General features: G+C 39.5%; 27 protein-coding genes. 18 read left to right on the top strand and 9 right to left on the bottom strand.

What is annotated here, in order from left to right:
- Positions 1-2: 2 nt before the first annotated feature.
- On the bottom strand, positions 3-227 hold the full coding sequence (locus tag I6F66_RS12070; protein ID WP_197209320.1) for a hypothetical protein: 225 nt from the start codon (positions 225-227) through the stop codon (positions 3-5).
- A 75-nt stretch (positions 228-302) separates the two neighbouring features.
- Between I6F66_RS12070 and I6F66_RS12065 the strand changes: the two genes are divergently transcribed.
- The 3 genes from I6F66_RS12065 to I6F66_RS12055 all read left to right on the top strand — a co-directional run bounded on the left by I6F66_RS12065 (position 303) and on the right by I6F66_RS12055 (position 2,499).
- Complete coding sequence (locus I6F66_RS12065; protein ID WP_002958974.1) at positions 303-617, top strand: pyrimidine/purine nucleoside phosphorylase; 315 nt, start codon at positions 303-305, stop codon at positions 615-617.
- Between the two features lie 187 nt (positions 618-804).
- Positions 805-1,161: a ribosome-associated translation inhibitor RaiA gene (gene raiA, locus I6F66_RS12060; protein WP_007376058.1), complete on the top strand. Its 357-nt coding sequence runs from the start codon at positions 805-807 to the stop codon at positions 1,159-1,161.
- 162 nt (positions 1,162-1,323) lie between these two features.
- Positions 1,324-2,499: an NRAMP family divalent metal transporter gene (locus I6F66_RS12055; protein ID WP_197160841.1), complete on the top strand. Its 1,176-nt coding sequence runs from the start codon at positions 1,324-1,326 to the stop codon at positions 2,497-2,499.
- A gap of 15 nt (positions 2,500-2,514) precedes the next feature.
- On the opposite strand, the gene I6F66_RS12050 is transcribed toward I6F66_RS12055, so the two are convergent.
- Positions 2,515-3,294 carry a hypothetical protein gene (locus I6F66_RS12050; protein ID WP_197142429.1) on the bottom strand — a complete coding sequence of 260 codons (780 nt, stop codon included), beginning with the start codon at positions 3,292-3,294 and terminating at the stop codon, positions 2,515-2,517.
- 618 nt (positions 3,295-3,912) lie between these two features.
- Here I6F66_RS12050 and I6F66_RS12045 point away from each other — a divergent pair.
- Complete coding sequence (locus I6F66_RS12045) at positions 3,913-4,368, top strand: GNAT family N-acetyltransferase (protein ID WP_166377786.1); 456 nt, start codon at positions 3,913-3,915, stop codon at positions 4,366-4,368.
- A 66-nt stretch (positions 4,369-4,434) separates the two neighbouring features.
- On the top strand, positions 4,435-4,668 hold the full coding sequence (locus I6F66_RS12040) for a hypothetical protein (RefSeq protein WP_231611874.1): 234 nt from the start codon (positions 4,435-4,437) through the stop codon (positions 4,666-4,668).
- A 126-nt stretch (positions 4,669-4,794) separates the two neighbouring features.
- On the opposite strand, the gene I6F66_RS12035 is transcribed toward I6F66_RS12040, so the two are convergent.
- From I6F66_RS12035 to I6F66_RS12020, 4 genes are read right to left on the bottom strand one after another with little or no spacing between them, the layout of a single operon-like run.
- Positions 4,795-6,237, bottom strand: a complete 1,443-nt coding sequence (locus I6F66_RS12035) for a hypothetical protein (protein ID WP_197209319.1) — start codon at positions 6,235-6,237, stop codon at positions 4,795-4,797.
- A 25-nt stretch (positions 6,238-6,262) separates the two neighbouring features.
- Positions 6,263-7,450 carry a VWA domain-containing protein gene (locus I6F66_RS12030; protein WP_197209318.1) on the bottom strand — a complete coding sequence of 396 codons (1,188 nt, stop codon included), beginning with the start codon at positions 7,448-7,450 and terminating at the stop codon, positions 6,263-6,265.
- 1 nt (position 7,451) lies between these two features.
- Positions 7,452-8,300 carry a MoxR family ATPase gene (locus tag I6F66_RS12025; protein ID WP_165740821.1) on the bottom strand — a complete coding sequence of 283 codons (849 nt, stop codon included), beginning with the start codon at positions 8,298-8,300 and terminating at the stop codon, positions 7,452-7,454.
- Between the two features lie 52 nt (positions 8,301-8,352).
- A complete protein-coding gene (locus I6F66_RS12020) occupies positions 8,353-8,592 on the bottom strand; it encodes a DUF1653 domain-containing protein (RefSeq protein WP_165728443.1) in 240 nt (79 codons plus the stop codon).
- Between the two features lie 60 nt (positions 8,593-8,652).
- On the opposite strand from I6F66_RS12020, the gene I6F66_RS12015 reads away from it, so the two are divergent.
- The 11 genes from I6F66_RS12015 to rpoS all read left to right on the top strand — a co-directional run bounded on the left by I6F66_RS12015 (position 8,653) and on the right by rpoS (position 16,238).
- Complete coding sequence (locus I6F66_RS12015) at positions 8,653-9,132, top strand: DUF2947 domain-containing protein (RefSeq protein WP_165740820.1); 480 nt, start codon at positions 8,653-8,655, stop codon at positions 9,130-9,132.
- Between the two features lie 74 nt (positions 9,133-9,206).
- Positions 9,207-9,848 (top strand): hypothetical protein, encoded by a 642-nt coding sequence (locus I6F66_RS12010; protein WP_197119069.1) that lies wholly within the window; start codon positions 9,207-9,209, stop codon positions 9,846-9,848.
- Positions 9,849-9,879: 31 nt separating this feature from the next.
- Positions 9,880-10,167 carry a cell division protein FtsB gene (gene ftsB, locus I6F66_RS12005; protein WP_165728446.1) on the top strand — a complete coding sequence of 96 codons (288 nt, stop codon included), beginning with the start codon at positions 9,880-9,882 and terminating at the stop codon, positions 10,165-10,167.
- Complete coding sequence (ispD, locus tag I6F66_RS12000; RefSeq protein ID WP_197142423.1) at positions 10,157-10,858, top strand: 2-C-methyl-D-erythritol 4-phosphate cytidylyltransferase; 702 nt, start codon at positions 10,157-10,159, stop codon at positions 10,856-10,858. The genes ftsB and ispD overlap by 11 nt, the downstream gene beginning before the upstream one ends.
- Positions 10,855-11,352 (top strand): 2-C-methyl-D-erythritol 2,4-cyclodiphosphate synthase, encoded by a 498-nt coding sequence (gene ispF / locus I6F66_RS11995; RefSeq protein WP_197142421.1) that lies wholly within the window; start codon positions 10,855-10,857, stop codon positions 11,350-11,352. The genes ispD and ispF overlap by 4 nt, the downstream gene beginning before the upstream one ends.
- Positions 11,349-12,401, top strand: a complete 1,053-nt coding sequence (truD, locus tag I6F66_RS11990) for a tRNA pseudouridine(13) synthase TruD (protein WP_165728449.1) — start codon at positions 11,349-11,351, stop codon at positions 12,399-12,401. The genes ispF and truD overlap by 4 nt, the downstream gene beginning before the upstream one ends.
- On the top strand, positions 12,382-13,146 hold the full coding sequence (gene surE, locus I6F66_RS11985) for a 5'/3'-nucleotidase SurE (RefSeq protein ID WP_197119073.1): 765 nt from the start codon (positions 12,382-12,384) through the stop codon (positions 13,144-13,146). The genes truD and surE overlap by 20 nt, the downstream gene beginning before the upstream one ends.
- Positions 13,136-13,774, top strand: a complete 639-nt coding sequence (locus I6F66_RS11980; RefSeq protein ID WP_165728451.1) for a protein-L-isoaspartate(D-aspartate) O-methyltransferase — start codon at positions 13,136-13,138, stop codon at positions 13,772-13,774. Before surE ends, I6F66_RS11980 begins: the two co-directional genes overlap by 11 nt.
- Before the next feature lie 9 nt (positions 13,775-13,783).
- Positions 13,784-14,362, top strand: a complete 579-nt coding sequence (locus tag I6F66_RS11975; RefSeq protein ID WP_165740814.1) for a YqaA family protein — start codon at positions 13,784-13,786, stop codon at positions 14,360-14,362.
- A 41-nt stretch (positions 14,363-14,403) separates the two neighbouring features.
- The gene (locus I6F66_RS11970) at positions 14,404-15,228 is read left to right on the top strand and encodes a peptidoglycan DD-metalloendopeptidase family protein (protein ID WP_165728453.1); all 825 of its coding nucleotides are present in this window, start codon (positions 14,404-14,406) and stop codon (positions 15,226-15,228) included.
- Between the two features lie 35 nt (positions 15,229-15,263).
- Complete coding sequence (gene rpoS / locus I6F66_RS11965; RefSeq protein ID WP_149594147.1) at positions 15,264-16,238, top strand: RNA polymerase sigma factor RpoS; 975 nt, start codon at positions 15,264-15,266, stop codon at positions 16,236-16,238.
- Between the two features lie 91 nt (positions 16,239-16,329).
- Here rpoS and mutS read toward each other — a convergent pair whose 3' ends face one another.
- Positions 16,330-18,915 (bottom strand): DNA mismatch repair protein MutS, encoded by a 2,586-nt coding sequence (gene mutS, locus I6F66_RS11960; protein ID WP_197209317.1) that lies wholly within the window; start codon positions 18,913-18,915, stop codon positions 16,330-16,332.
- Between the two features lie 21 nt (positions 18,916-18,936).
- Between mutS and I6F66_RS11955 the strand changes: the two genes are divergently transcribed.
- Both I6F66_RS11955 and recA read left to right on the top strand, forming a co-directional pair.
- The gene (locus tag I6F66_RS11955; RefSeq protein WP_101217726.1) at positions 18,937-19,425 is read left to right on the top strand and encodes a CinA family protein; all 489 of its coding nucleotides are present in this window, start codon (positions 18,937-18,939) and stop codon (positions 19,423-19,425) included.
- 68 nt (positions 19,426-19,493) lie between these two features.
- Entirely contained in the window at positions 19,494-20,537 is a 1,044-nt protein-coding gene (gene recA / locus I6F66_RS11950) for a recombinase RecA (RefSeq protein WP_024591486.1), read from the top strand.
- 382 nt (positions 20,538-20,919) lie between these two features.
- Here the strand turns inward: recA and I6F66_RS11945 are convergent, their stop codons facing one another.
- Both I6F66_RS11945 and I6F66_RS11940 read right to left on the bottom strand, forming a co-directional pair.
- Positions 20,920-23,043 (bottom strand): TonB-dependent siderophore receptor, encoded by a 2,124-nt coding sequence (locus I6F66_RS11945; RefSeq protein WP_165742066.1) that lies wholly within the window; start codon positions 23,041-23,043, stop codon positions 20,920-20,922.
- A 220-nt stretch (positions 23,044-23,263) separates the two neighbouring features.
- Entirely contained in the window at positions 23,264-24,430 is a 1,167-nt protein-coding gene (locus I6F66_RS11940; RefSeq protein ID WP_197119077.1) for a DcaP family trimeric outer membrane transporter, read from the bottom strand.
- Between the last annotated feature and the right edge of the window lie 418 nt (positions 24,431-24,848).

The following is a 24,848-nucleotide window of genomic DNA, read 5'->3' as shown; positions in this document are numbered from 1 at the left end:
ATTTAAAAGCCCGCTCTGTTTAAAACAGGGCGGGCTTTTTTGTTTGAATAACTGTAAAAGCGTTGCTTTAAAACGCCAGCAAGCTGGGCGTCTACAGGGAGTTTAGCTTTGAGTGGTAGGCGAAGAGTTTGCTCACGTGGGAAGGCAGCTTCTAATTTATTTAATATTACCCAAAGGGCTGCTTTGAATACTTTAAGTGAGTAACTTTCAATACGCTTCTCTTGCAAGCTATTTACCTATCAGGCAAGGTAGTGCGATAAAATTTATAAATAAAAATCTTAAATTAATAGCAGGAGCTAAAAATGCCAAAGTTCGATAACGTAAGTGTAGTAAAAAAAGCCAATGTATATTTTGACGGAAAAGTATCAAGCCGTACCGTTATTTTAGGTGATGGCGAAGCGAAAACGTTAGGCTTTATGCAACCAGGTGAGTTTGTTTTTGATACAAACCAAAAAGAATGCATGGAGCTTTTAGCTGGCCAATGGGATATTTTATTACCAGGCGCGAGCGAATGGAAAACATTTAATGCAGGTGAATCGTTTAATGTAGATGCAAACGTAAGCTTTAAAGTAAAAGTATCTGACTTTGCTGATTACTGTTGTTCGTACACAGATTAATCAATCAGAGCTTAAATTAAGTAGACGTCTGAAAGCCCATGCAATGTGGGCTTTGCATAAACTTTGCGCAACACATGATTTAAATCACCAAAAGCCGTAAATAACCCTCAAATATCTCTCTTTTTTCCTTGTGTTAATCTAAATAGCCCCCAATACTAATTATAGGTAACAAATAAAAGGATACCCTATGAAAATTAATCTTTCTGGTCACCATGTTGAAGTTACTGACTCTATTAGAGAGCACATCAACGAAAAATTTTCAAAAATCGAGAGCCATTTCCCATCGCTTATTGCGCTCGATATTATTTTGTCTAAAGAGCATCATAAGATCCAAGCTGAAATTAGCACAAATTACGAAGGCACGCGCATATCGGTAAAAGGGGAAAACGAAGTTATGTACCCAGCTATTGCAAGCGCAGCTAAAAAACTCGATGCGGCACTAAAACATCGAAAAGGGCAAATAAAAGCAAACTTACACGAAAAGCCTGTAAGCACGACACCTGAAATCGCACACGAGATCATCCAAGAGATGGATCTTAAATAAAAATTAGTCACAAAGTATTGTAAAAAAGAGCCGCCTGGCTCTTTTTTATTGCCTGTAATTTCTGTAAGTTAGAGGCTCACACACACTATTTTTGAGCAGTAAATGAACCAAGCAGTATCGAAATGGAAATCAAGCCTGAACGCGCTTGGCCCTGGGATTCTCATGGCAACAGCCGCTATTGGAGGTTCTCACTTAGTTGCCTCTACACAAGCTGGGGCAATATTTGGCTGGCAATTATTTTGGCTTATCCTCGTTGTTAATGTTTTAAAGTACCCGTTTTTTCGCTTTGGTATGGAATACACTCTCGCTACTAAAAATAGCCTAGTAGAGGGGTATAAAAGTAAAGGTCCGTTTTACTTTTATAGCTTTATTGGTTTAAACATTGTAGCCGCCGTTGTTAATACCGCCGGCGTATTACTGCTTACCGCAAGCTTACTGCATTACGCTCTACCTATTGTTATTGAAGTAACCTTACTTTGTTGGATGCTGCTAGGGGTATGTTTAGTTATATTACTACTTGGGCACTTTAAAGCGCTCGATAACGTTGCCAAAGGCATTATGGGGCTGCTTACACTTGCAACATTAATTGCTCTTGCTATAGCATTTAGTAACGGTCCAATGGCACCTGCTGACTATGTAGGGCCTTCACCGTACGAACTTGCAATGCTGAGTTTTATGGTGGCTTTAATGGGGTGGATGCCAGCGCCTATCGAAATATCTGCATTAAGTTCTTTATGGCTAAAAGAAAAACAAGCGCAGCAAACCGTCACTAAAAGCCAAGGCCTGTTCGATTTTAACGTAGGTTACTGGCTTACAGCCGGCTTAGCCTTGGTATTTTTTAGCTTAGGCGTATTAGTGCAATACGGGCAAACCAGCAGTATAGAACTCGGTGGTGTCGCGTTTGCCAAACAGCTTATTGATATGTACGCATTAACAATAGGCGAGTGGGCAAGGCCGCTGGTATCAGCAATCGCATTTTTATGTATGTTTGGCACCACATTAACTGTACTAGATGGTTACGCGCGTACTTTAAACGAATCGCATAAGTTACTTGGCTTTAAGCAATCGAAACACAGCTTAAATATTTGGCTAATACTACAAGCTCTTGCCGGTATGGCGGTTATTTTATTTTTTAAATCAGCCCTTGGCCCCATGCTTACCTTTGCGATGACGCTTTCATTTGTTACAACGCCTATTTTTGCATGGCTTAACTTTAGTCTTGTACGCTCAGAGCCAGCTATTAAGCACAGCGTGCTATTACGTAGTTTAACTTGGTTAGGCTTAGTGTACTTGGTTGGTTTTGCTTTAGCTTTTATAATTTGGAAGTTGGCAGCCTAATTAAAGATCGAAGCCCTATAACGGGCACTCTACTTTGTTATATTTATACTCAATAGGGAAAATCTGACCTTCTGCGGATTTTTTTATACTCTTATCGATACGTAAAATACTATTTTTAAAATCATCGACTAAACGATATCGCATTTCAGTCATTGAGTTTTCACCTAAAATGTATATTTCTTCTTGGCGGATCTCCGCTCCATCTGCAATAGTAAGTGTAGTGATAGCATTTACAGTATTTCCTCCAAGGCTGTTTAGTACTCCTTCAACAATACCTTCATACCCAACGCTGTATTCAACTGATTGGGAGTAACCTAACTTTGTCCCTGTTACTTTTGTACCGTAAATATCTAATTTTAATTCACGCGTTTCGGTAAAGCCTTCTTCACTACCCTCATATTTGTAACAAGCAATATTACCAAAATCCAGTTCGTCGTCAGAAATGTCATTCTCTATAGAAAACACAAACAGCTCACCTGTTTTTTTAACCTGGACACCGTAACGCGATGTTTCTGCAGTTGATACTAAGCTTGCTACAGTCACATCTTTGGTTTCTTTGTAAAATATACTTCCTGAGCCAAAACAAATGTTTGCCTCTGTTGTATCACAAGCTTCAATATTTGAATGATTTTCAATCTCTTTTGGAAGAGTGATATCATCCCAATTGTTAGCAAGTTTTTGTGTTGAAGTTTCGGATGCGCTATCTAATACAACTTTTGTCGAGTTGGAAGTGAAATAGTTGTAGCCAAAAAAAACGGCTAAAATGAGTGAAATAACAATAAAAATATTTTTCATAATGGATGAATTACAACAGCTTTAATCAAAAGTGCGTGAATTATAACGGTTTTAATCAAAAGTTCAATTTGGTAAAGATTACCCTTACTCACAATTGAAAACCACGTGTAAATAAGTTATTCAGTAGTGCGAACAAAAAAATACTCGCCCTCTGATTTGGGTAACGATCCGCTTTTTATCAGGTCGCTCATAAAACAAAAATAAACAAGACACCAACAAAACACCCACCCTAAATTTTGTTGTTAAGTATGTTTTATTAAGCATGTTCGCGAGGTAAACTCGCGCCTACAGGATTGGGGTTATATTTGTAGGCGCGGCTTTAAGCCGCGTTTTTGGTTTTTTTTTTACTACTCGCGAGGTAAAAAAATTAAGACAACACCTATCTTAATTGAGATAGCTTTGTTTGTTTAATTAAGGTGGATGTCTAGTTTGATTTAGCAATAAAACACAGCGTGTTATTACGTAGCTTAACGTGGTTAGGACTAGTGTATTTAGTAGGTTTTGCAGTAGCGTTTATAGTGTGGGAGCTAGCAGCCTAAATATAACCCCTTACTTTAGGGTTTTAATTAAAGCCCTAAAGCCCTCAAGCATTAAATTCTAGGATTAAACGAGGTATAAATGGATATTAGAACAGGTGAACTTTCAAACCCACACGTTATAAAGCTACTACAAGGGCATCATAACGATATGCTAAAACACTCACCTGCGGAGAGCGTACATGCACTGGATGTAACTAAACTTACTCAGCCCAATATAACCTTTTATAGCTTATGGATTGATAATAATTTAGCGGGTGTTGGTGCTTTAAAAGCACTAAATACAACGCATGGCGAAATTAAGTCAATGCGCACATCAAGCCGCTATTTACGCCAAGGCATAGCAGCTAAATTGCTCACCCATATAATTGAGCAATTCACACTGCGTGGTTATAAAAAGCTAAGTCTAGAAACCGGCACCGCAGAGGCATTTTTACCCGCACAAAAGCTTTATGCTCAATTTGGTTTTAAAAAATGCGAACCGTTTGGTGATTATGAGCTAGACCCGTACAGCTTGTTTATGAGTAAAGCGCTTTGAGTTGTATGCGTTCACCATTTACAGAAGAACAAAAAAGCAATATAAAGAGTTTTAGGAGATGATGTAATGAGCAAACGTGATTTATTTTCAGAATTAACTACAGCACTTGATGATGCGAAAACGCATTCACAAGGAGAGCCTACGTTACGTTCTCATACGGTAAATGATATCAACGACCTTGCTATCTCACCTAGTGAAATAGTAAATATTCGAGAAAAATCCTACATACATCAGCAAGAGCGATCGAAAATTGGGAACAATGGTGCAGTAGAATTAATTGGCAAGCCATCACGGATCTAACTTAGATGACAGAGTTAGTCGTTCGTTTATTTAATGACTTACTATGTTGGAGTGCTTATTATTTAGATCGGCCTAATAAAATGAAAAAGAAAGGCACTATTTCGTTATTTCAAAGATAAGTAATATCTATTTCCATATACATGTTAGTTTTTTCTCTGCTTCATTAAATGAATAAAACTCGGGATTTCTGATATTAATATTAACTCTAGTCAAACTTGTTAACTCTAAATCACACTTTAACAGTATGACTAGAGTTCTTTGCAGTATTTTCTCAAGGTGCTCAATGGCTAAAGTTAGTGGCTGTATAGCCTCTATTGGTAGTGACTCACCATGAGCCAATTTATTCCTAATTTTTGATAAGGGATAGTCGACTGGAGTAGTCTCATTTTGTGTAATTGGCCAAAGGTCATTTATTAAAATAGAGTTTTCTTGTATAAATTGAGTTAAAGCATCATTAAAAGATATTTTATTTAGTTCAAGTATTTTATTTTTTATGTGGATTTTTTTCTGATTATCCTGCTCTGGAAAAAACTTATCTATTTCGTTAGTAAGTATTTTCTTTAATGGGCGAAATTTACTTCTAGATAAATTCAAATTACTTTTAGTTGATGTTACAAGAGCTTCAAAGCTAGAGAAAAGATATAGGAATCGACTTTCAATAGACGGATATTCTGTGGGTAACGTGGCATGTAATGCCGATATAATGTTCTGCTTTGAATCGGAAGTTTGGAGCTGAGTATATGCTTCCTGTACAAATTCCTCAAAGTCTTGGTTATGTATTATACCTGAATAAGCCATTAAACTATTCTCAGTATCAGGTTTGGTAATATTCCCCCGATAATACTTTAATTGAAGGTATTTAGATGTTACTTCCAAACCGTAACAAATAGTTCTTTGCCTAGAGAAGAAAGAGCTAAGTAGTAATATTTCATCGAGTGATTGTAGTAGAGTATTTTTTATTGTTTCTAAATTGCTAGCTTTCAAATCAACATCAGACAAAGCTACTAAATAACTTTTTCTAAGTAAATTACCGTTATTACAATTAATAAATTTAAACTTTGAGTCAAAAATCATTCTAAATTTGTCGGTAAGTACAAACTCTTTTAGCTTACTTTTTTTTATACTTACACTTCCATCATTATTCGTATTTGAAATTACTATAGGGGAAAGGTGGGTATTATTACTTATCATAAATATATAACTTTGGTAGTCATGTTTTATCTTTTGTTCTATTAAATTTATGATTTCTAGTTCATACAGTTCAAATGTTACTGGGTGCTTGAAGTCGCTTATTTGAGGTAATAATGAATCTGAATTTACTCTTACAATTGTTTTTGCTTTAATCTTATAAGTTTGAAATTGGTCAAAGCTATACTCGCCTTCTAAATGCTCAGCAATACTAAAACTATTTACTTCAAGAAGGTTCATTACAGCAAAAGGCCTTTCGCTATAGTCATTGGAAGCATAAATTTTACAAGGAATATTTTTAAATTCGTCATTACCAACTTTAATACTGACAAGTAACTCATAGAAAGTTGTATTTTTTGAAGTGGAAAAAGTATTCGACATATTAAACTCCTTTTTAAATATAAATTTAACTCAGTTCTTTTATCGCTCTGCTTATTCCATCTAAGCTCAGTGCATACATGCGATTGTTCATTAACTCTTTTATAAAGCTAATCGATTGATAGTATGGCCAGTGTTCAACGGGTTGTGGGTTGAGCCAGGCGACTTTATCAAAGTGTTTTGTGATTCTTGATAACCAGGCACTGCCGGGCTCTTCATTGTAGTGTTCTACCGAGCCGCCCGCATAAGCTATTTCGTAAGGGCCCATAGTGGCATCGCCAACAAATATTACTTTATAGTCGCTGGTAAATTTATTAATCAGCGTCATGGTGTCTATTACGTTTGAGTGGCGCCGCGCATTGTCTTGCCAAACGTGCTCGTATAAACAGTTATGAAAGTAGTAAAACTCTAAGTGCTTAAACTCACTGTGGGCGGCGCTAAATAGCTCTTCGCAGGTATGAATGTAGTCATCCATTGAGCCGCCAATATCAAATAGCATCAACACTTTTACGGCATTATGGCGCTCGGGTGCCATTTTTACATCAAGCATGCCGCCTTGTTTTGCAGTAGCGCGAATAGTCTCGTTTAAATCAAGCGTGTCGCTTGCGCCAGTGCGGGCAAACTTTCGTAACTTTTTAAGGGCGAGTTTAACTGTGCGCGAACTAATTTCTCTGTCGGTGTCGAGGTTTTTGTATTCTCGTTTATCCCACACTTTTACCGCTTGGCGGTTACGGTTGCCGTCTTGCCCTATACGCACACCTTCTGGGTTATAGCCGTATGCACCAAAAGGTGATGTGCCGCCAGTGCCCACCCATTTATTGCCGCCAGCGTGGCGTTTTTGTTGCTCTTCTAAACGCTCTTTTAGGGTTTTCATAAGCTCGTCGAGTCCGCCCATAGCTTTAAGTTGGGCTTTTTCTTCATCGCTTAGTTTTTTTTCGAATTCTTTACGTAGCCAGTCTTCAGGTAAGTTGTGCTGTTGCTTTAAGCTCTCGAGTAAATCGAGGTCAGCAATACCACTAAAATAGTCGCTAAAGGCTTTGTCAAATCGGTCAAAGTGGGTTTCGTCTTTTACCATTATGGTGCGTGCTAAATGGTAAAAGGCGTCTACGTCGGCAAATATAACGCCTTTTTTTAAGGCATTTATTAAATCGAGTAGCTCGCGCAGGCTTACAGGTAAGCGGTATTCACGCAGTTTGAAGAAAAACGCAATCAACATCTTAACGGCGGCTCATAAAGGCTAATTTTTCGATTAGGCTTATGTCCTGCTCGTTTTTAAGCAGTGCGCCAAACATGGGCATTAATCCGCCTTTTTTAGCTTTGTCGTGCAGTGTTTTAGCGTCTATGTCTTCTGCCATAAGCAGTTTAAGCCAGTCGAGTAATTCGCTAGTGGATGGCTTCTTTTTAAGGCCGTTTGCATCGCGTAGGTTAAAAAACACTTCGAGTGCTTGGCGTACTAAATCTTGTTTAACGTTAGGGTAGTGCACGTCAATAATCTGCTGCATTTCATCGCTGCTAGGAAAATCAATATAGTGAAAAAAGCAGCGGCGTAAAAATGCATCCGGCAATTCTTTTTCATTATTAGAGGTAATGATCACAATAGGGCGCTCTTTGGCTACAATGCGCTCATTAGTTTCGTAAACATGAAACTCCATTTTATCAAGCTCAAGTAATAAGTCGTTTGGAAACTCTATGTCGGCTTTATCTATTTCATCAATTAATAGTACTGGGCGTTTACCGTGTAGTTCTGCATGAGTAAATGCTTGCCAAAGCTTACCTTTAACAATGTAGTTACCAATATTGTGTACACGCTCGTCACCTAATTGGCTGTCGCGCAGGCGCGAAACCGCATCGTACTCGTACAAGCCTTGCTGCGCTTTAGTAGTCGATTTAATGTGCCACTGAATAAGTACTGTATCTAAACTTTTAGCTAACTCCTCAGCCAGCATGGTTTTACCTGTGCCGGGTTCGCCTTTAATTAAAAGTGGTTTTTCGAGCATAATGGCGGCATTTACTGCCTGTTTTAGCGAGCTGCTTGCGATGTAATTGTCAGTAGAATTAAATTGCACGGTGTACCCTTGTCTGGTCTGAGGAGTAAGTTATTTTGTTATAATGCCATAGTTAAACGGCAGGTCCAAGGTAGGCAAAACGCGGTATGACCTCACCGTCTTTTTCAATAGTTTCTAAAAACATACTAAGTGGGCGCGCCCAGATTCCAAATTCACCATAGAGTGCTTGGTAAATCACAAGTTGTTCCTCGGTTTCGCTATGGGTGGCAACGTGAATAACTTTGTATTGCGGCCCTTTGTAGTGTTGGTACATACCTGGTTTGAGGGAAAGTGGTTTTATTGCTGTAGTCATGTTTTGATCTCTTGTATAATTTGGCTTTGCACTTTTAATGTTAACTAATTTGCCAACACTATGAACTATATTTCGCTAGATGATTACAAAAAAGCATGGGTTTTTCGTCATAAAGACTTACCTGTATCTGATGAAGACGCAGCAAAAATAAAGCCTATGGGCGATGAGCGTGCAGCCGTACTTTGGACAACCATGGTGAGCCGTGAGTTTGACCACCCAGATTTTTTTGAAGACACCGATTGGTGCGGACAAGAAAAAAGCTTTAGCCAAGAAGTAGATTGGCAAGATGCATGGGAAAATGGTGATGCGCAACCACCAGAAGCAATCTTAACTTTTTTAGATTGGGAAGCTAATACCACGGTTTATTTTTGTATGGCGCGCGATAATATTATCGAAACGACGTTTGATGTATTTAAACGCAATTGGCAAAACTTTATGTTTTTAGCCGATGGCAGTTTATTGATCGGTAAAAAGCGTAATACGGTTGTGCAATTTTTAGAATCAGGTAAAGCAAAATTAGGTGAAAAGCCAAGCGCTTAAATAGTGCGCTGCGCTTAAAAAATACTCAATACTGTGTTATAAAACATTTACCTGAATATTTTTGAGTATAGCTATTGGTCGCTAAAAATCAGTCACTTGGTGCTCAGCAGCAAGTTGAAATTTGGCAAACTGATGCACAAAAAGTGTTGTATGCACAATTGTGTAATGCGTTTTATCAGCGTGAGGTTCAGCGATTAGTTGCAGAGCCTAATGCCGAGAAATTGCGCCGCCAGTTAAAAAGCCTACCTTATTATATTGAGCGAGCGGCAACGTTAGTAGCTAATGGCGACACGCCTTTTACGCTGGATGCGCAAAACGGGACGTGGCTTGAAAAGCAAAAACCGACTCCACCCGATGTGAATGTTCACGCTAATGAACTTTTTTATCAAACGTATGCCAAAGTGGGGCTTATAGTGCCCGTTATATTGCATGGTTACGATCAGGTGCGCCTTAGAATAGATAGCATTGATCAGTTAGGTGAAAATAAGCTGCATTGCAATGAGCTCGGTTGGTTTGATTTTTTAGGTAATGGGCTCGAGCAACAAAATGCTCAGCTAATAAAGCCAAGTAAAGTGAGTTTAACGGGGGCATGTTGTGGGCACCAGTGGCAATTTTCGAAGCGTTGTATGCCACGGGTTTTATCACTACGTGAAATGCTTTTAGCGGGTAGTATTAATTGGCGCAATCTAAAGCGCCCCTTAGCGTATGAAAGTTAAGGTATTTGGAATTTAAAATAAGGAGTGTTAAATGCGTATTTTTCAAGTTGGCTTACTGTGCTTAGCACTGTTTGTACAATACAGATTATGGTTTGGTCATAATGGTTTACAAGACTACACACGGCTAAAAGGTGCTGTTGCATCGCATCAACAAACCAACGAAAAGCTCATTAAACGAAATAAAGTGCTTAAAGCAGATATTGAAGATTTAAAGCTTGGCCAAGAAGGCATTGAAGAGCGTGCACGCAACGAATTGGGAATGATTAAACCGGACGAAACATTTATTCGTGTTTTACCGGGCAAACAATATGACAAATAAACAGACTATTGCTGCAATTGTTCCTGCAGCGGGTGTTGGCAGTAGAATGCAGCACAATGCGCCTAAGCAATACATACAATTAGCTGGTAAAACTATTTTAGAGCATACCTTAGCTAAACTTTCTCAATTACCCCAATTAAGCTCTATTGTTGTTGCCCTCAGCGACAGCGACCCCTATTTTGACGAACTCCCACTGCTTGATAATCGCATTGTGCGAGCCAGTGGTGGAAAAGAGCGAGCAGATTCAGTACTCAATAGCTTACTTTTTTTAGCACCTAACCCGCCTACGTGGGTATTAGTACATGATGCTGCGCGCCCATTAGTTAATATTAGTGATATAGAGCGTTTAATTGATGAATGTATACGCGCTGATGAAGGCGGTATTTTAGCGAGTAAAGTAAAAGACACCATAAAACGCGGACACGAGTACAGCGAACAAACTGTACCTCGCGATGACTTATGGCAAGCACTTACCCCGCAGTTTTTTAAATATGACGAGCTTAAAAGTGCACTTCAAAACGCATTAGCGAGTGGAGTAACTATTACCGATGAAGCCAGCGCAATTGAATGGGCAGGCAAACCAGTAAAGCTTGTAGCGGGTCGCAGCGATAATATTAAAATAACCACGCCAGAGGATTTAGACCTGGCTGGGTTTTTACTACATAAACAACAAAACGAGAGTGCATTATGATTCGAATTGGCCATGGTTTTGACGTACATAAATTTGGTGGCGAAGGCCCTTTGACTATTTGTGGTGAAAAAATTGATTATCCACAGGGCTTTTTAGCGCACTCAGATGGCGATGTGGCTATTCATGCATTATGCGATGCTATTTTAGGCTCGCTTGCAATGGGCGATATTGGCAAGCACTTCCCCGATACGGCAAGCGAGTATGAAAATATCGACAGCCGTATTTTACTTCGCCATGTAGTTGGCTTAGCTAAAGAGCAAGGTTATGTACTTGGCAATGGCGATGTAACTATTGTTGCACAGGCGCCTAAAATGCTGCCACACATTCAAGCTATGCGCGCTAATTTAGCCAGCGATTTAAATTGTGACCTTTCGCAAATTAACGTTAAAGCCACTACTACCGAAAAGCTAGGCTTTGAAGGGCGCAGGGAAGGTATTTCGAGCCATGCTGTGGTTATTATGAGTAAAGAGTTTACGAGTACAAAAAGCGCATGAGCGATTTAAATTATTTATACGGTGCACCGCTTTCTAAAGCTGATTTTAAAACCACCGCTGAAGATTTTATGGTTGATGAAGACCTAGGTATAGAATTTACCGGCAGTGGCGAACACGTGTGTTTGCAGGTGGTTAAAAAAGGCGAAAATACGCAATACGTTGCAAAGCTAATTGCACAACGTGCGGGTGTGTCACCACGAGACGTAAGCTACGCAGGTATGAAAGATCGCCACGGTGTGTGCTCGCAGTGGTTTAGCGTAAAAGTACCGATTAAAAAGCCTATCGATTTTAGTGATTTAAATAGCGAGAGTATTTTTATTGTGTCGCAACAGCGCCACGACCGTAAATTACGTACGGGTTGCCACAAGGGGAATAAATTTACTATTACGCTGCGTAATGTAACCAAGCCCCTTGATATTCTATGCCGTATTAATGCCGTGCGCGCAGGTGTGCCAAATTACTTTGGCGAACAACGTTTTGGGCATGGCGGTCATAACTTAGTAATGGCAGAAAAAATGTTTGCTGGTGAGCGTATTCGCGATAAAAAGTTACGCGGTATCATTATTTCAGCAGCACGCTCACATGTGTTTAATCAGTTAGTAAGCCTGCGTGTTAAAGAGCATGGTTTAGCTAAAACAATGCACCGTGAAGTATTTATGCTTAGCGGCAGTAACGCATTTTTTGAAGATGCAATTAACGACGAAAACATAGAACGACTAGCCACTGGCGATATTATGATGTCGGCACCTATGGTAGGTAAAAGTGAAAAAGGCTTAACCGAGCAAGAGAAAGTATGGCTCGAACCATATCAAGCATGGTGTGATGGTTTAGGTGAGCTAGGTCTTAAAAATGAGCGCAGAATGCTGCGTTTAATTCCGCAAAACTTAACGGTTGAGACCATAGATGAAACCAGTTTAAAACTGAGTTTTGGTTTGCCTAAAGGGTGTTTTGCAACCGCATTATTACGTGAGCTGGTGGATTACACAGATGCAAGCCCACGAGAGCGCAAAGAAAAGGATAATGGCATAAATGAAGATACTGTTAAGTAACGACGATGGCGTAAATGCTAAAGGCATTGCAGTTTTATATCAGGCGCTTATACAAATTGCTGATGTAACTCTGGTTGCACCTGACCGCAACTGTAGTGGCGCTAGTAATTCTTTAACATTAATGAACCCGCTGCGAGCTACAACGCTCGAAAATGGTTTTATGTCGGTTAATGGCACGCCTACTGATTGCGTACATTTAGGTGTAAACCAGTTAGCTGGTGAAAAACCAGATCTAGTTGTTGCAGGCATTAACCATGGTGCCAATTTAGGCGACGATACGCTTTATTCTGGTACCGTTGCCGCTGCAACTGAAGGTCGCCATTTAGGCTTACCTGCAATTGCGGTATCGCTTTGCTCACATAAGGGCGAGCATTTTGAAACAGCCGCCGCGGTTACCGTAAATATTATTAAAGGCTTGGCTTCGCACCCGCTGCCAAAAGATCAAATAATAAATATTAATGTGCCAGATATTCCATTAAGTGAATTAAAAGGGGTGCAAGTAACACGCCTAGGCGCTCGCCACAAAGCCGAAACCATGACCAAACAAACCGATCCTTGGGGTCGTGATATTTATTGGTATGGATCGCTAGGGACTGAAAGCGATGCAGGAGAGGGGACCGATTTTCACGCTATTAACAATGGCTATGCATCGGTGACGCCATTGAGTGTTGATATGACAGCAAAAGATAGCTTAAAAGCCGTAGGAGACTGGTTAGCCGATTTGGAGATTAATCGTGCTCGCTAATTATACACGCAGTGCAAAAGCGTTATCTGACTTACTAAAGCGTGAAGGCGTTGAAGATACACAAGTACTCAGTGCTATAGCTGACATTCCTCGCCATATTTTTATAGATGATGTGCTAAAACATAAAGCCTATGAAAATACAGCGTTACCTATTGGGCAAGGGCAAACTATTTCTCAGCCTTATATAGTAGCGCGCATGACAGAGTTGCTCCGCTTAGCTGGTGTACGCGATAAAGTATTAGAAATTGGCACTGGCTCTGGCTATCAAACTGCAATATTAGCTAAAACGTTTACTAAGGTTTACTCGGTAGAGCGTATTAAAACACTTCAGTGGCAGGCAAAACGCAGGTTGCAGCAACTCGATTTATATAATGTAACCATGAAGCATGGCGATGGTTGGCAAGGCTGGCAATCACAAGCACCGTTTGATGGTATTATAGTGACTGCTGCGGCCTCTAAAGTACCGCAAGACTTACTTGATCAGTTAGCCGATGGCGGCGTGTTATTAGCCCCAATTGGTGAGAGTGATCAAAAATTAATAATGGTTATCCGCAAAGGCGATAATTATAAAGAGCATGTTATTGCTCCCGTTAGATTTGTGCCGCTAGTACCTGGCGATATTGAATAGGAATTCATTTTGAAGTTGTTTACCAAGTTATACGATATGGCCCTAGTGTGGGCAAAACACCGTCATGCGGAACGTTATTTAGCTGCAATGAGCTTTGCAGAGTCAGTTTTTTTTCCAATACCACCCGATGTAATGCTTGCACCTATGTCGCTTGCGCAACCTAAAAAAGCATGGCGCTTTGCAAGCTTTGCCACAATAGCGTCGGTTTTTGGTGGCATAATTGGCTACTTACTCGGTTTTTGGTTATTCGAACCTGTTGTTGAGCCATTAATTGCACAAATGCACTGGCAAGAAAAGTTTGATATCGCGTTAAATTGGTTTAAAGATTACGGTGTTTGGGTTGTGTTTTTAGCTGGTTTTTCGCCGATACCATATAAAGTATTTACAATTGGCGCAGGTGTTTTGCAAATGGCATTTTTGCCATTTTTACTCGCATCAGCTATTGGGCGCGGTGCACGTTTCTTTTTAGTTTCAGCTTTAATGAAGTGGGGCGGGGCTAAAATGGAAGCAAAATTACGTCAGTATATTGAAATACTTGGTTGGGGATTAGTGGTATTAATTGTACTAGCGTACTTTTTATTGCGTTAAGCGTTAAAAATATCAATTGTCTAATTTGGGAGAAAAATACAATGAATAAACAGTTTTTACTGTATGTGACTATATTTATTAGTATTTTTCTCTTTGGTTGTTCTTCTCGCCATATTCCAGCACCTGTTAGCAGCCTAAATAATAATGTTAATGATTTAGGTCATACTATTAACATTAATGGAAGTAGTTATAAAGTGCAAAGAGGAGATACGCTTTATTCTATCGCTTTTAGTGCCGGGCAGGATTTTAGGTTACTAGCAAAAAACAACTCAATTCCATCACCTTACACCATTTTTCCTGGGCAAAATATCTCCTTAATCCCTAAGCCTGAAAAAATTAAAAGGGATGAAAAATATACGAACTTGAGTAAAAAGTCTATAAAAAACACACAAAAAAATAACATAATATTAAAGAAAGAGCTTGATCCCCCAAAACAACGAGAGTATGTTCAGAAACAAGCCAGTAACAAAGTTAGTAATACTAAACGTTTGTCGAGCAGTAAAGTTAAATGGTCTTGGCCTGCAAAGGGCAAAATTACCAAACGCTTTTCTAATAAGGAAAACGGTTATAAAGGTTTACAGATTACTAATCGCAAAGGGGCTTCAGTCTTAGCTGCGGCACAAGGAACAGTGGTATACGCGGGTAACGCTCTTCGAGGATACGGTAGTTTAATCATATTGAAACATAATGATGATTACCTAAGTGCTTATGCACATAACTCGAAATTACTTGTTAAAGAAAAGCAGAAGGTTAAGGCAGGACAAAAAATAGCAGAAATTGGTAATTCAGAGTCTCCGGTCACCGCGCTTCGTTTTGAAATTCGCTACCGAGGGCAAGCTGTCAATCCTGCTAAATACCTACCCTAATTTTTAGGTATTGATAATTGCTCGGGAGAAGGCTTATGGCTAGCGCAGCAAAACTTGACACACACACTACGACTGACGAAAAATTCGATGACATCGCTGCTGATGAAAGCACAACTCTACTAGATAAAGTAGAAGATGATGAAATTTTTGCTAAAGAAGAAGTCACTAAAAATCTTGATGCAACCCAACTTTATTTAGGCGAAATTGGTTTTTCTCCTTTGCTTAGTGCAGAAGAAGAAGTGTTTTTTTCTCGTAAATCACTTAGAGGTTGTGAAGCCTCACGCAAACGTATGATTGAAAGTAACCTACGTTTAGTTGTTAAAATAGCACGCCGTTACAACAACCGCGGCCTGGCTTTACTCGATTTAATTGAAGAAGGGAACTTAGGTTTAATCCGCGCAGTTGAAAAATTTGACCCTGAGCGTGGCTTTAGATTTTCAACTTACGCTACATGGTGGATACGTCAAACAATTGAACGTGCCATTATGAATCAAACTCGCACCATTCGCTTACCTATTCATGTAGTTAAAGAACTTAATGTTTATTTACGTACAGCTCGAGAATTAACTCAAAAACTTGACCATGAGCCAACAGCTGACGAAATTGCAGCTTGCCTAGATAGACCCGTTGAAGACGTAACTAAAATGCTACGTTTAAACGAAAGAATTGCATCAGTAGACATGCCGATTGGTGGTGAAAACGACAGTGTTTTACTTGATATCATTCCTGATGAAAAAAGTGCTGGCCCTGAAGGCGAAGTACAAAACAATGATATTAATAAGCACATTGTAGATTGGTTAGGTGAATTGAACCCTAAACAACGCGAAGTGTTAGCACGTCGATTTGGATTGCTTGGCTACGAGCCATCTACACTTGAAGATGTAGGCCGCGAAATAGGCTTAACACGTGAACGTGTAAGACAAATTCAGGTAGAAGCATTACGTCGCTTAAAAGACATTTTGCAACAAGAAGGTTTAAGTACAGATAGCTTGTTTAATCAGTTTTCGTAACTGGTTAAATAGTTTAAAAGACTATGTGTGTTAAAAAGCCGAAGAATTTATTCTTCGGCTTTTTTTATGCTTGTAAATTAGATGATATAAATTACAACAATGCTTTTAGTTTATATAATAAATCGTGCGCTTGGCGTGGCGATAAATTATCAGGGTCAATTGCGCTTAATTGTTCTTCTACTTCAGAAGGGGCACTTTGTGCAATTTCGTTATTAAAAGTAAAGGCTTGTTGCTCTGTATTTGGTGCAGTAACGCTTTGATGATTTTCAAGCAACTTAAGTTTTTGCTTTGCTTGTGCAATCACAGCTTTAGGAACTCCTGCAAGGGCAGCTACTTGTAAGCCAAAGCTTTTACTTGCAGCGCCGTCGAGAACTGTATGCATAAAGGCGATTGTATCGTTATGCTCTATTGCATCAAGGTGCACGTTTACCAGACCTGTTGTTTGTTCAGCAAGTTCTGTTAACTCAAAGTAGTGCGTTGCAAACAATGTTTTAGCTGATATTTTTGACGCTAAATGATCGGCTGTTGCATACGCAAGCGAGAGCCCATCATAGGTACTTGTACCACGACCAATTTCATCCATTAATACCAAAGACTGCGCCGTGGCATTATTTAAAATAGTCGCTGTTTCGGTCATTTCTACCATGAAGGTTGAGCGACCTGATGCTAAATCATCGCTAGCACCAATACGTGTAAATATGCGATCAATATTACCTATTTTAGCGCTGTCTGCAGGTACATAACTGCCAATGTGAGCCATTAGTACAATAAGTGCTGTTTGGCGCATATAGGTTGATTTACCGCCCATGTTTGGACCTGTAATAATCAACATTTTACGTTGGCTGTTTAATTCAACAGGGTTAGCAATAAACGGTTCTTTCATTACTTGTTCAACAACAGGGTGACGACCTTGCTTAATGCTTATATTGTCGTTATCGCACAGTTCTGGTTTTGCATAATTGAGTGCAAATGCACGTTCGGCCAAGTTATTTAACACGTCTAAATCGGCCAGTGCTGCTGTCATCATTTGCAGCTGTTCAATATGTGGAGCGATAAATCTGAACAGCTCTTCGTATAGTTGCTTTTCAAGCGCTAAGGCTTTTGATTGGCTACCAAGTACTTTATCTTCGTGCTCTTTAAGCTCAGGAATAATATAGCGTTCGTTATTTTTGAGCGTTTGGCGACGAATGTAGTCGGCTGGCACTAAGTGGGCATTGGCGCGGCTTACTTCAATAAAAAAGCCATGTACTCGGTTATAACCAATTTTAAGCGTACTAATACCCGTGCGTTCGCGTTCACGTAACTCTAGTTGTTCAAGTACATCGGTTGCACCTTTACTTAAGTTACGCCACTCATCTAGTTCGCTGTTGTAACCAGGGGCAATAACGCCACCGTCACGAATAAGTACCGGTGGATTTTCTATCACTGCACGTTCTAATAACTCTTGTAAATCAGGGAGCTCAGGCGAGTGCTTGATAATACCCGCTATACGAGGATCGTTAGCATCGCCTAACAAAGTGTGTAGTGGCGCAAGTGCTTGTAATGCGCTGCGAAGGCGAGTTAAATCGCGCGGGCGAGCAGTACATAAAGCTAAGCGTGCAATAACACGCTCTACATCACCAATCTCTTTTAATGATTCGTGTAATTCACCGCACAGTTGTACATCTAAAATAGCGCTAATTGCATTTAAGCGTGAATTTAGCTCGTCTTTATTACGTACAGGTGTATGAATACGGCGCTTAAGTAAACGAGAGCCCATAGGTGTTGCTGTTTTATCAAGTACCTGGGCAAGTGTATTTTCAAACCCACCTGATAAATTAACGGTAAGTTCTAAATTTTTACGGGTTGCGGCATCTAAAATAACAGCGTGTTCGTTGTGCTCAAGCGTAATTGCACGAATATGTGGCAGTGCAATACGTTGTGTATCTTTTACGTATTGCATTAAACAACCGGCAGCAACAAGCGCGCTGTGGGCTTTATCAACACCAAAACCAACTAAATCTTTAGTACCAAACTGATCGCATAATAAGTGCTGAGCCGTATCTAAGTCGAACTCCCACTCTGGGCGGCGGCGGGCACCTTTTATATGCTCAATTAAATGAAAGTTTTCAAAGCTTTCGCTATACAGAAGTTCTGCCGGAGCTAAGCGCTGAATAGTTGAGTTAAAGGCTTCGTCGGTGTTAACCTCTACAACGTTAAAGCGACCAGAGTTAATATCAAGGTACGCGATACCGTACAGACCTTTTTTACTTTGCCAAACGCTAGTAAGAAGATTGTCTTGTCGTTCTTGTAAAAGCGCTTCATCAGAAATTGTACCAGGTGTAACTATACGAACAACTTTACGATCGACAGGGCCTTTACTAGTTGCAGGGTCACCCACTTGTTCACAAATAGCGACTGATTCACCCATTTGGACTAGGCGTGCTAGGTAGTTTTCTACTGCATGATAAGGTACGCCCGCCATAGGGATAGGATCGCCACCGGCTTTACCGCGATGAGTTTGCGAAATATCGAGTAATTGAGCGGCGCGTTTAGCGTCATCAAAAAAGAGTTCGTAAAAATCGCCCATACGATAAAACAATAAAATATCGCGATGCTCTGATTTTATTTTTAGATACTGCTGCATCATAGGGGTTTGTTGTTTTATAGTGTGTGGTGCATAAAGATCAAACGACATGTATTTACCCAAAGGCTGAATATGGAATTACATCAAGAGATTAAAACACTTGCTGCGCAATTAGGCGCTATTTTAACGGATAAATGCTTATGGATCACTAGTGCTGAGTCATGTACTGGTGGCGGAGTGAGTTATGCCCTTACAGATACGCCCGGAAGCTCTGCTTATATTGACCGCGCATTTGTGACTTACAGCAACCAAGCAAAGCAAGATTTGCTAAATGTAAGTGCAAGCACATTAGCAAAGTACGGTGCTGTGAGCGAACAAACAGTGCGTGAAATGGCATTAGGTGCTATTAAAGCAACAAATGCAAATATATCTATAGCTGTATCGGGTATTGCAGGACCTGGCGGGGCAACTGATGGCAAACCTGTGGGACTTGTGTGGTTTGGCATACAAATTAATGACAAAGTACTGACCTTTAAACAAGTATTCTCTGGCGATAGGGCTCAAGTTAGACTGCAAGCTATTGTATTTGCATTGAAAAGTGTAATAGATGAGATAAAATAAAAAAATTAGCTTGATACTGTGATTTCATACAGTATACTTGATTCCATTAGCTGGATTTGGAGAATAAAATGAACGATAACAAACAAAAAGCGTTGGACGCAGCACTATCACAAATTGAACGTCAATTTGGTAAAGGCTCAATTATGAAATTGGGTGATAACAAAGCGTTAAACATTGAATCTGTATCTACAGGCTCATTAGGTATTGATATTGCTTTAGGCATAGGTGGTTTACCTATGGGACGTATTGTTGAAGTATACGGACCTGAGTCATCTGGTAAAACAACGCTTACTTTACAAGTTATCGCAGAAGCACAAAAAGAAGGCAAAACATGTGCCTTTATTGATGCTGAGCATGCTCTAGATCCAGTATATGCCCAAAAATTGGGTGTAAATATAGATGAATTATTTGTATCTCAACCAGATACAGGTGAGCAAGCACTAGAAATTTGTGACATGTTAGTACGCTCAAGCGCAGTAGATGTTGTTGTAATTGACTCGGTTGCTGCACTAACACCAAAAGCTGAAATTGAAGGCGATATGGGCGATTCGCACATGGGCTTACAAGCACGTTTAATGTCGCAAGCATTACGCAAGCTTACTGGTAACATTAAACGCTCTAACACGTTGTGTATTTTCATTAACCAAATCCGTATGAAAATTGGTGTTATGTTTGGTAACCCAGAAACAACAACGGGTGGTAATGCACTTAAGTTTTACGCATCGGTACGTATTGATATTCGTCGTATTGGTTCTGTTAAAGAAGGCGATGAAGTTGTTGGTAACGAAACTCGCGTTAAAATTGTTAAAAACAAAGTAGCGCCGCCGTTTAAACAAGCTGAATTTATCATCATGTATGGTGAAGGTATTTCTAAGCAAGGCGAGCTAATTGACCTAGGCGTTAAGCATAAAATTGTTGAAAAAGCAGGTGCTTGGTATAGTTACTGTGGCAACAAGGTTGGCCAAGGTAAATCTAACTCAATTAAGTTTTTGAAAGAAAACCCAGAAATTGCAGATGAGATTGAAGGCAAGTTACGCGAAATGCTTTTATTAAAAGCAACTATTGAACCAGATGATGGTGAAGATAAGTTGGGCGATGACGCTGATCTTTAACAGCCTCAAAATGAGTTTTTAAGCTTGATTTGACCCGAGCTTTAAAAAGCGTTAATCAGTAATGATTAGCGTTTTTTTGTTATTAAAAACTTAAAGTAGATAACCTGAGCTCTGGATAATAAATCTATCTCGAGCAGCTATTTTCAGCGCTAACTGCGTTGAATTTACTTACAATAGGCCAGCTATTGACGCGTAAATTCGCCTTGTTTCCACTGAAAATCTCTGGCTAGAGAAAATAAATTTAAATACCACTATGATTCAATACGTTAGTAAATCTCTTAACCAGAGTTTAGGTTAGATAAAAATAAAAACGACACATTAAAAATGTGTCGTTTTTTAATTTAACCGCAAAAATCTACAGCCTTTAATTAATCAAATATATTTATAACTGCCAATTTACAGATAGAGCGTAGTTACGCGGTGCACCGTAGTAACCTTGTTCCCAGTATAGGCTGTGCAAATATTTTTCACCTGTGGTGTTATTAACGTTGAAAGTGACTCCTACGTTATCTGTAATTTTGTAAGTGGCCATTAAATCAAGTAACCCGTATGCATCTTGGTTGGTAGTAACACTTGCAATACCATTAGCATCTTTAACTTGAACTCGGCTAGTTGAATCCTGCCAGCGATAGTTTGCACCAAATGATAAGCCATCAACTAAAGGCACTTGGTAGGTTGCGGCCACTTTAAGTTGGTTTTCTGGTGTGTAATCTTTTACTAAATCATCACCATCAATATTTAAATTACTAAAGCTAATACTTGCACTTAAATCATCTGTAAATTTACCACTTAACTCTACTTCAAAACCATTACTACTAATGCCATCAGCTGCATAATAACGCGTATCACTTGGTAATGAGTTAGCTATAGCAACAGCAAGGCCATCTTGTTTTGCATCAAAATAAGCAAACGTTACAAATAACTGGTCGTCTAGAAGCTGTGCTTTGACACCTATTTCGCTACTTTTGCCAGTAACAGCAGGTAGTTGATTGGCATTTATGTCTAGTTCTTTTTGCGGTACAAATGTTTCTGTATAGCTTGCATAAGCCGATAGAGATTCGTTAAAGTCGTACACTGTACCAATGTACGGTATTAGCTCAGAGTCACTTCGAGTTTGAGCAACGCCATAGGCTGTGCCTTTTGTTTCCCAATCGGTATAACGCACGCCAGCGAGCACACTTAAAGGCTCACTTAATTTAATGCGAGTAGATATGTAAGCTGATTTTTGCTCGTTAGTAATATCACTACCATTTACGCCATCAACAAGTGTTGCCTCTGGTACTACACCATCCCACGTTTTAAGTGATGGCATATCTGGAAAACCATTGCCTGTAGTGTAATCGTAAAGAGACTGCTCGTTGTAATCCATTTTAGCTTGGCTAACACCAAATGATAGGTCGTGCTCTTGATTAAATAAATCAAACTTACCACTGGCGTATAAATCAAATAAGTCATGCTTATCTTCGTAATCATAACGGCTAGCATAACCTGTTAAACCAAGTTCAGTATCTCTATCAGGGGTACCGTATACGTAGAACAGCTCTGAGTTTTGCTTGTTTTCGATGTGAGCATAGCGTGCTCTAGCCACCCATGTTGCTGATAAGTTTTGTTCAAGCGTTACATATACTTGCTCTGCACTGTTATCCCAGTAAGACCAATCAGCAGCAGTACTGGTTGATTCGTCATAGTTAGTTGGTGAGCCGTCGGTGTAATAAAGAGGTAGTGCCCCCCAAAGTGGGCTATTAGCATCTTTTTGTTGGTTAACGTAGTTAACGCTTAATAATGTGCTGTCTGTTAATTTGCCTTCGTAGGCTAAATAAATAATTGTTTTATCTGTTTCGTAGCGATCTAGGTATGAATCAGCTTTTTGCTTTGTAAATACAGCACGTACGGCGTGTTCTTCATTTATTGGCGTAGATACATCTAAATCTAAACGTTTTTTATTCCATGAGCCATACGAGGCTGATGCATTTGCTTGTGTTGTGTAAGTTGGCTTTTTTAAAACCATATTTACAGTTGCAGAAGGATTACCGGCACCGGTCATTAAGCCATTAGCGCCACGAACTATTTCTACACGGTCATAAATTGAAGTATCAAGACTGCCTTGAATAGATCCAGAGCTTTGTGGAATACCTAAGCCATCAACTTGAAAGTTAGTAATTTCAAAGCCACGAGCTTTAAAGTAAGTACGATCTGTTTCTATTTGCTCTACTGTTACGCCGGGGGTGCTTTCAAGTACTGAGTTTATATCGTCTAGTGAAAAGTCGTCCATTAATGCGCGTGATACTACCGAGATTGACTGTGGTGTTTCTTTAATTGTTAGACCTAGTTTGGTAGCTGATTGCGCTTCTTCTGTTATGTAGTTTTTGTGATGTTGACCATATACCGCAATTTTTTCGAGAGGTTCATCTTTTACAGTTGCTTCATCAGCAAGTGCATAACCAGATAGAATTAAAGAAGTAGCAAAGCTTAATTTAGATAAACGCAAAACTTGAGGGGACGACATAAGTTTTTCCAGTTAGTTCAAAAAGAAGTGCGTAACTTAATCTAAATGATATCGATTTGCAATTAGGTTGTGTGTTTTTACCTATTATTATTCTATTTTGTTGGATTTTAGCGTCACATAAAGAGATTATGGGTACGAATTGATGAATTATATAGAACTTAATATCCCTTATAAAAAAGCGGCCTAGGCCGCTTTTTTAAAGTAGTTAGCTTTTTAGTTATTAAAAAGAGTATTTAACAGAGAACTGTAAGCGATCTAGATCGCCATCTACGCCACTTTCAGTTTCACGTTCAGCATGCTTTAGTTCAGCACCAAACGTTAAACGTTTAACGGGTGAGTATAGAATATTTGCGCTGTAGCTTTGGCTTGATTCTGTCGGATCGCCAGAAATAGCTAATAAATCAGTGTTGTTATCAGCGCTAAAGAATGAGTATAAGAACGTTGAGCGCCATTTGCTTGTCCACTTGTGCTGGTAAGCAACAAAACCAGAAGTTGAGTCAATCGCATCTAGTTCATCGCCATTAAGTACTGCACCGTGAGCTACGTTTAAGCCTACGTAACGGCCTAAGCCTTTGCCTTGAGTAAGCATAAATTTAAGGTTGTCTTCACCAAGGTTTATTTTACCCGATGCACTAATACCAAAAGATGTTTCATCGGCATCAACACTGCCTACTTTATAAGTAAGTTGGCGAGCAAGCGCGGCAACAACAATGTTACCCCAATCAGCTTTGTGTGTGTAACGAGCTGTAAAATCGGGTAATGATGCATCATCAGTGACTACCATACCGCTAGTCGTAGAAATTGTACTTTCTGGGTTTTCTAATGAGAAAGACCATGCGCCAGTGGTATATTTAATTTGCGATTGACGCACAAACACAGTGCCTTCAGCAGGCCCTACAAAATCAAGCGTTTCAGCAAGGGCACCCACGTTTTGAAAGTTAGACCACGTTTGACCAAATAACCAACCATCGTAAGTAACAAACGCGTGGCGAATACGTGGTGCGTAAGAGTTTGAAACTCGCTCATTACCGCCAGCAGCCGAGGCTAAAAAATCAATCTCAATTTTAGTCTTAACGGTTTTGCCGTTATCCATTAAAGTTGATGTACCAAAATTAAAGCGTGACTCGCGTGCATGCATATCAAATACTGCATCAGAGCTATTGTCGTCACCAACGGTTAGCGTGCTTGGTACGTAAAAATCACGGCCAACGTTTGTACCAGCCGGTGCACCTGCGGAGTAATCACTCCACATTGTGTCTAGCTTGATGTATCCACCGTAAGTAAATTCGGTATCACCAATTTTTGCAGCAGTTGCCGCGTATGCAGTACTTGATAGTGCACATAGTACAGCGCTTGCTGCCAATGTTTTTAATGGGATAAATTTCATTGTGGTGTCCTTTATAGGCTACTTGTTGTCTGTTACTTTTTTTTTCATGTAAGGTTGTATTACTTGCTACGAGTATTACTTACGAATAAAAAGGGTGTTAATTTAGCTTTTCAATACACATATTGTTTTCATTCGTTAAATAAAGCTTTTATTAAGTACTGCAGTAAATACGTTTATTACAGTACCGAACACTGTTGAATATGCGCAATATTTACTCAATTACCTATTGGTCTATAAGACTAAGGTTTTAGAGTTGATAAGTTTGTATTCACTTACATTTAACGCGTTGTATTATTTATGTAAAAAAATTGAAAGCAGAAGGATTATAAACTACAAATGAGCAAATTGGTGAGGAATACAACTAAGGTCTAATACTTAATAAAGTACTGCTGAGTAATCCTTGATAAGAGCCTAAGGC

It is taken from the genome of Pseudoalteromonas sp. NZS100_1, assembly GCF_015864285.1.
Taxonomy (GTDB): Bacteria; Pseudomonadota; Gammaproteobacteria; order Enterobacterales; family Alteromonadaceae; genus Pseudoalteromonas; species Pseudoalteromonas arctica.
The sequence above is the reverse complement of the archived record's forward strand: the minus strand, read 5'-3'. Positions and strand labels throughout refer to the sequence as shown.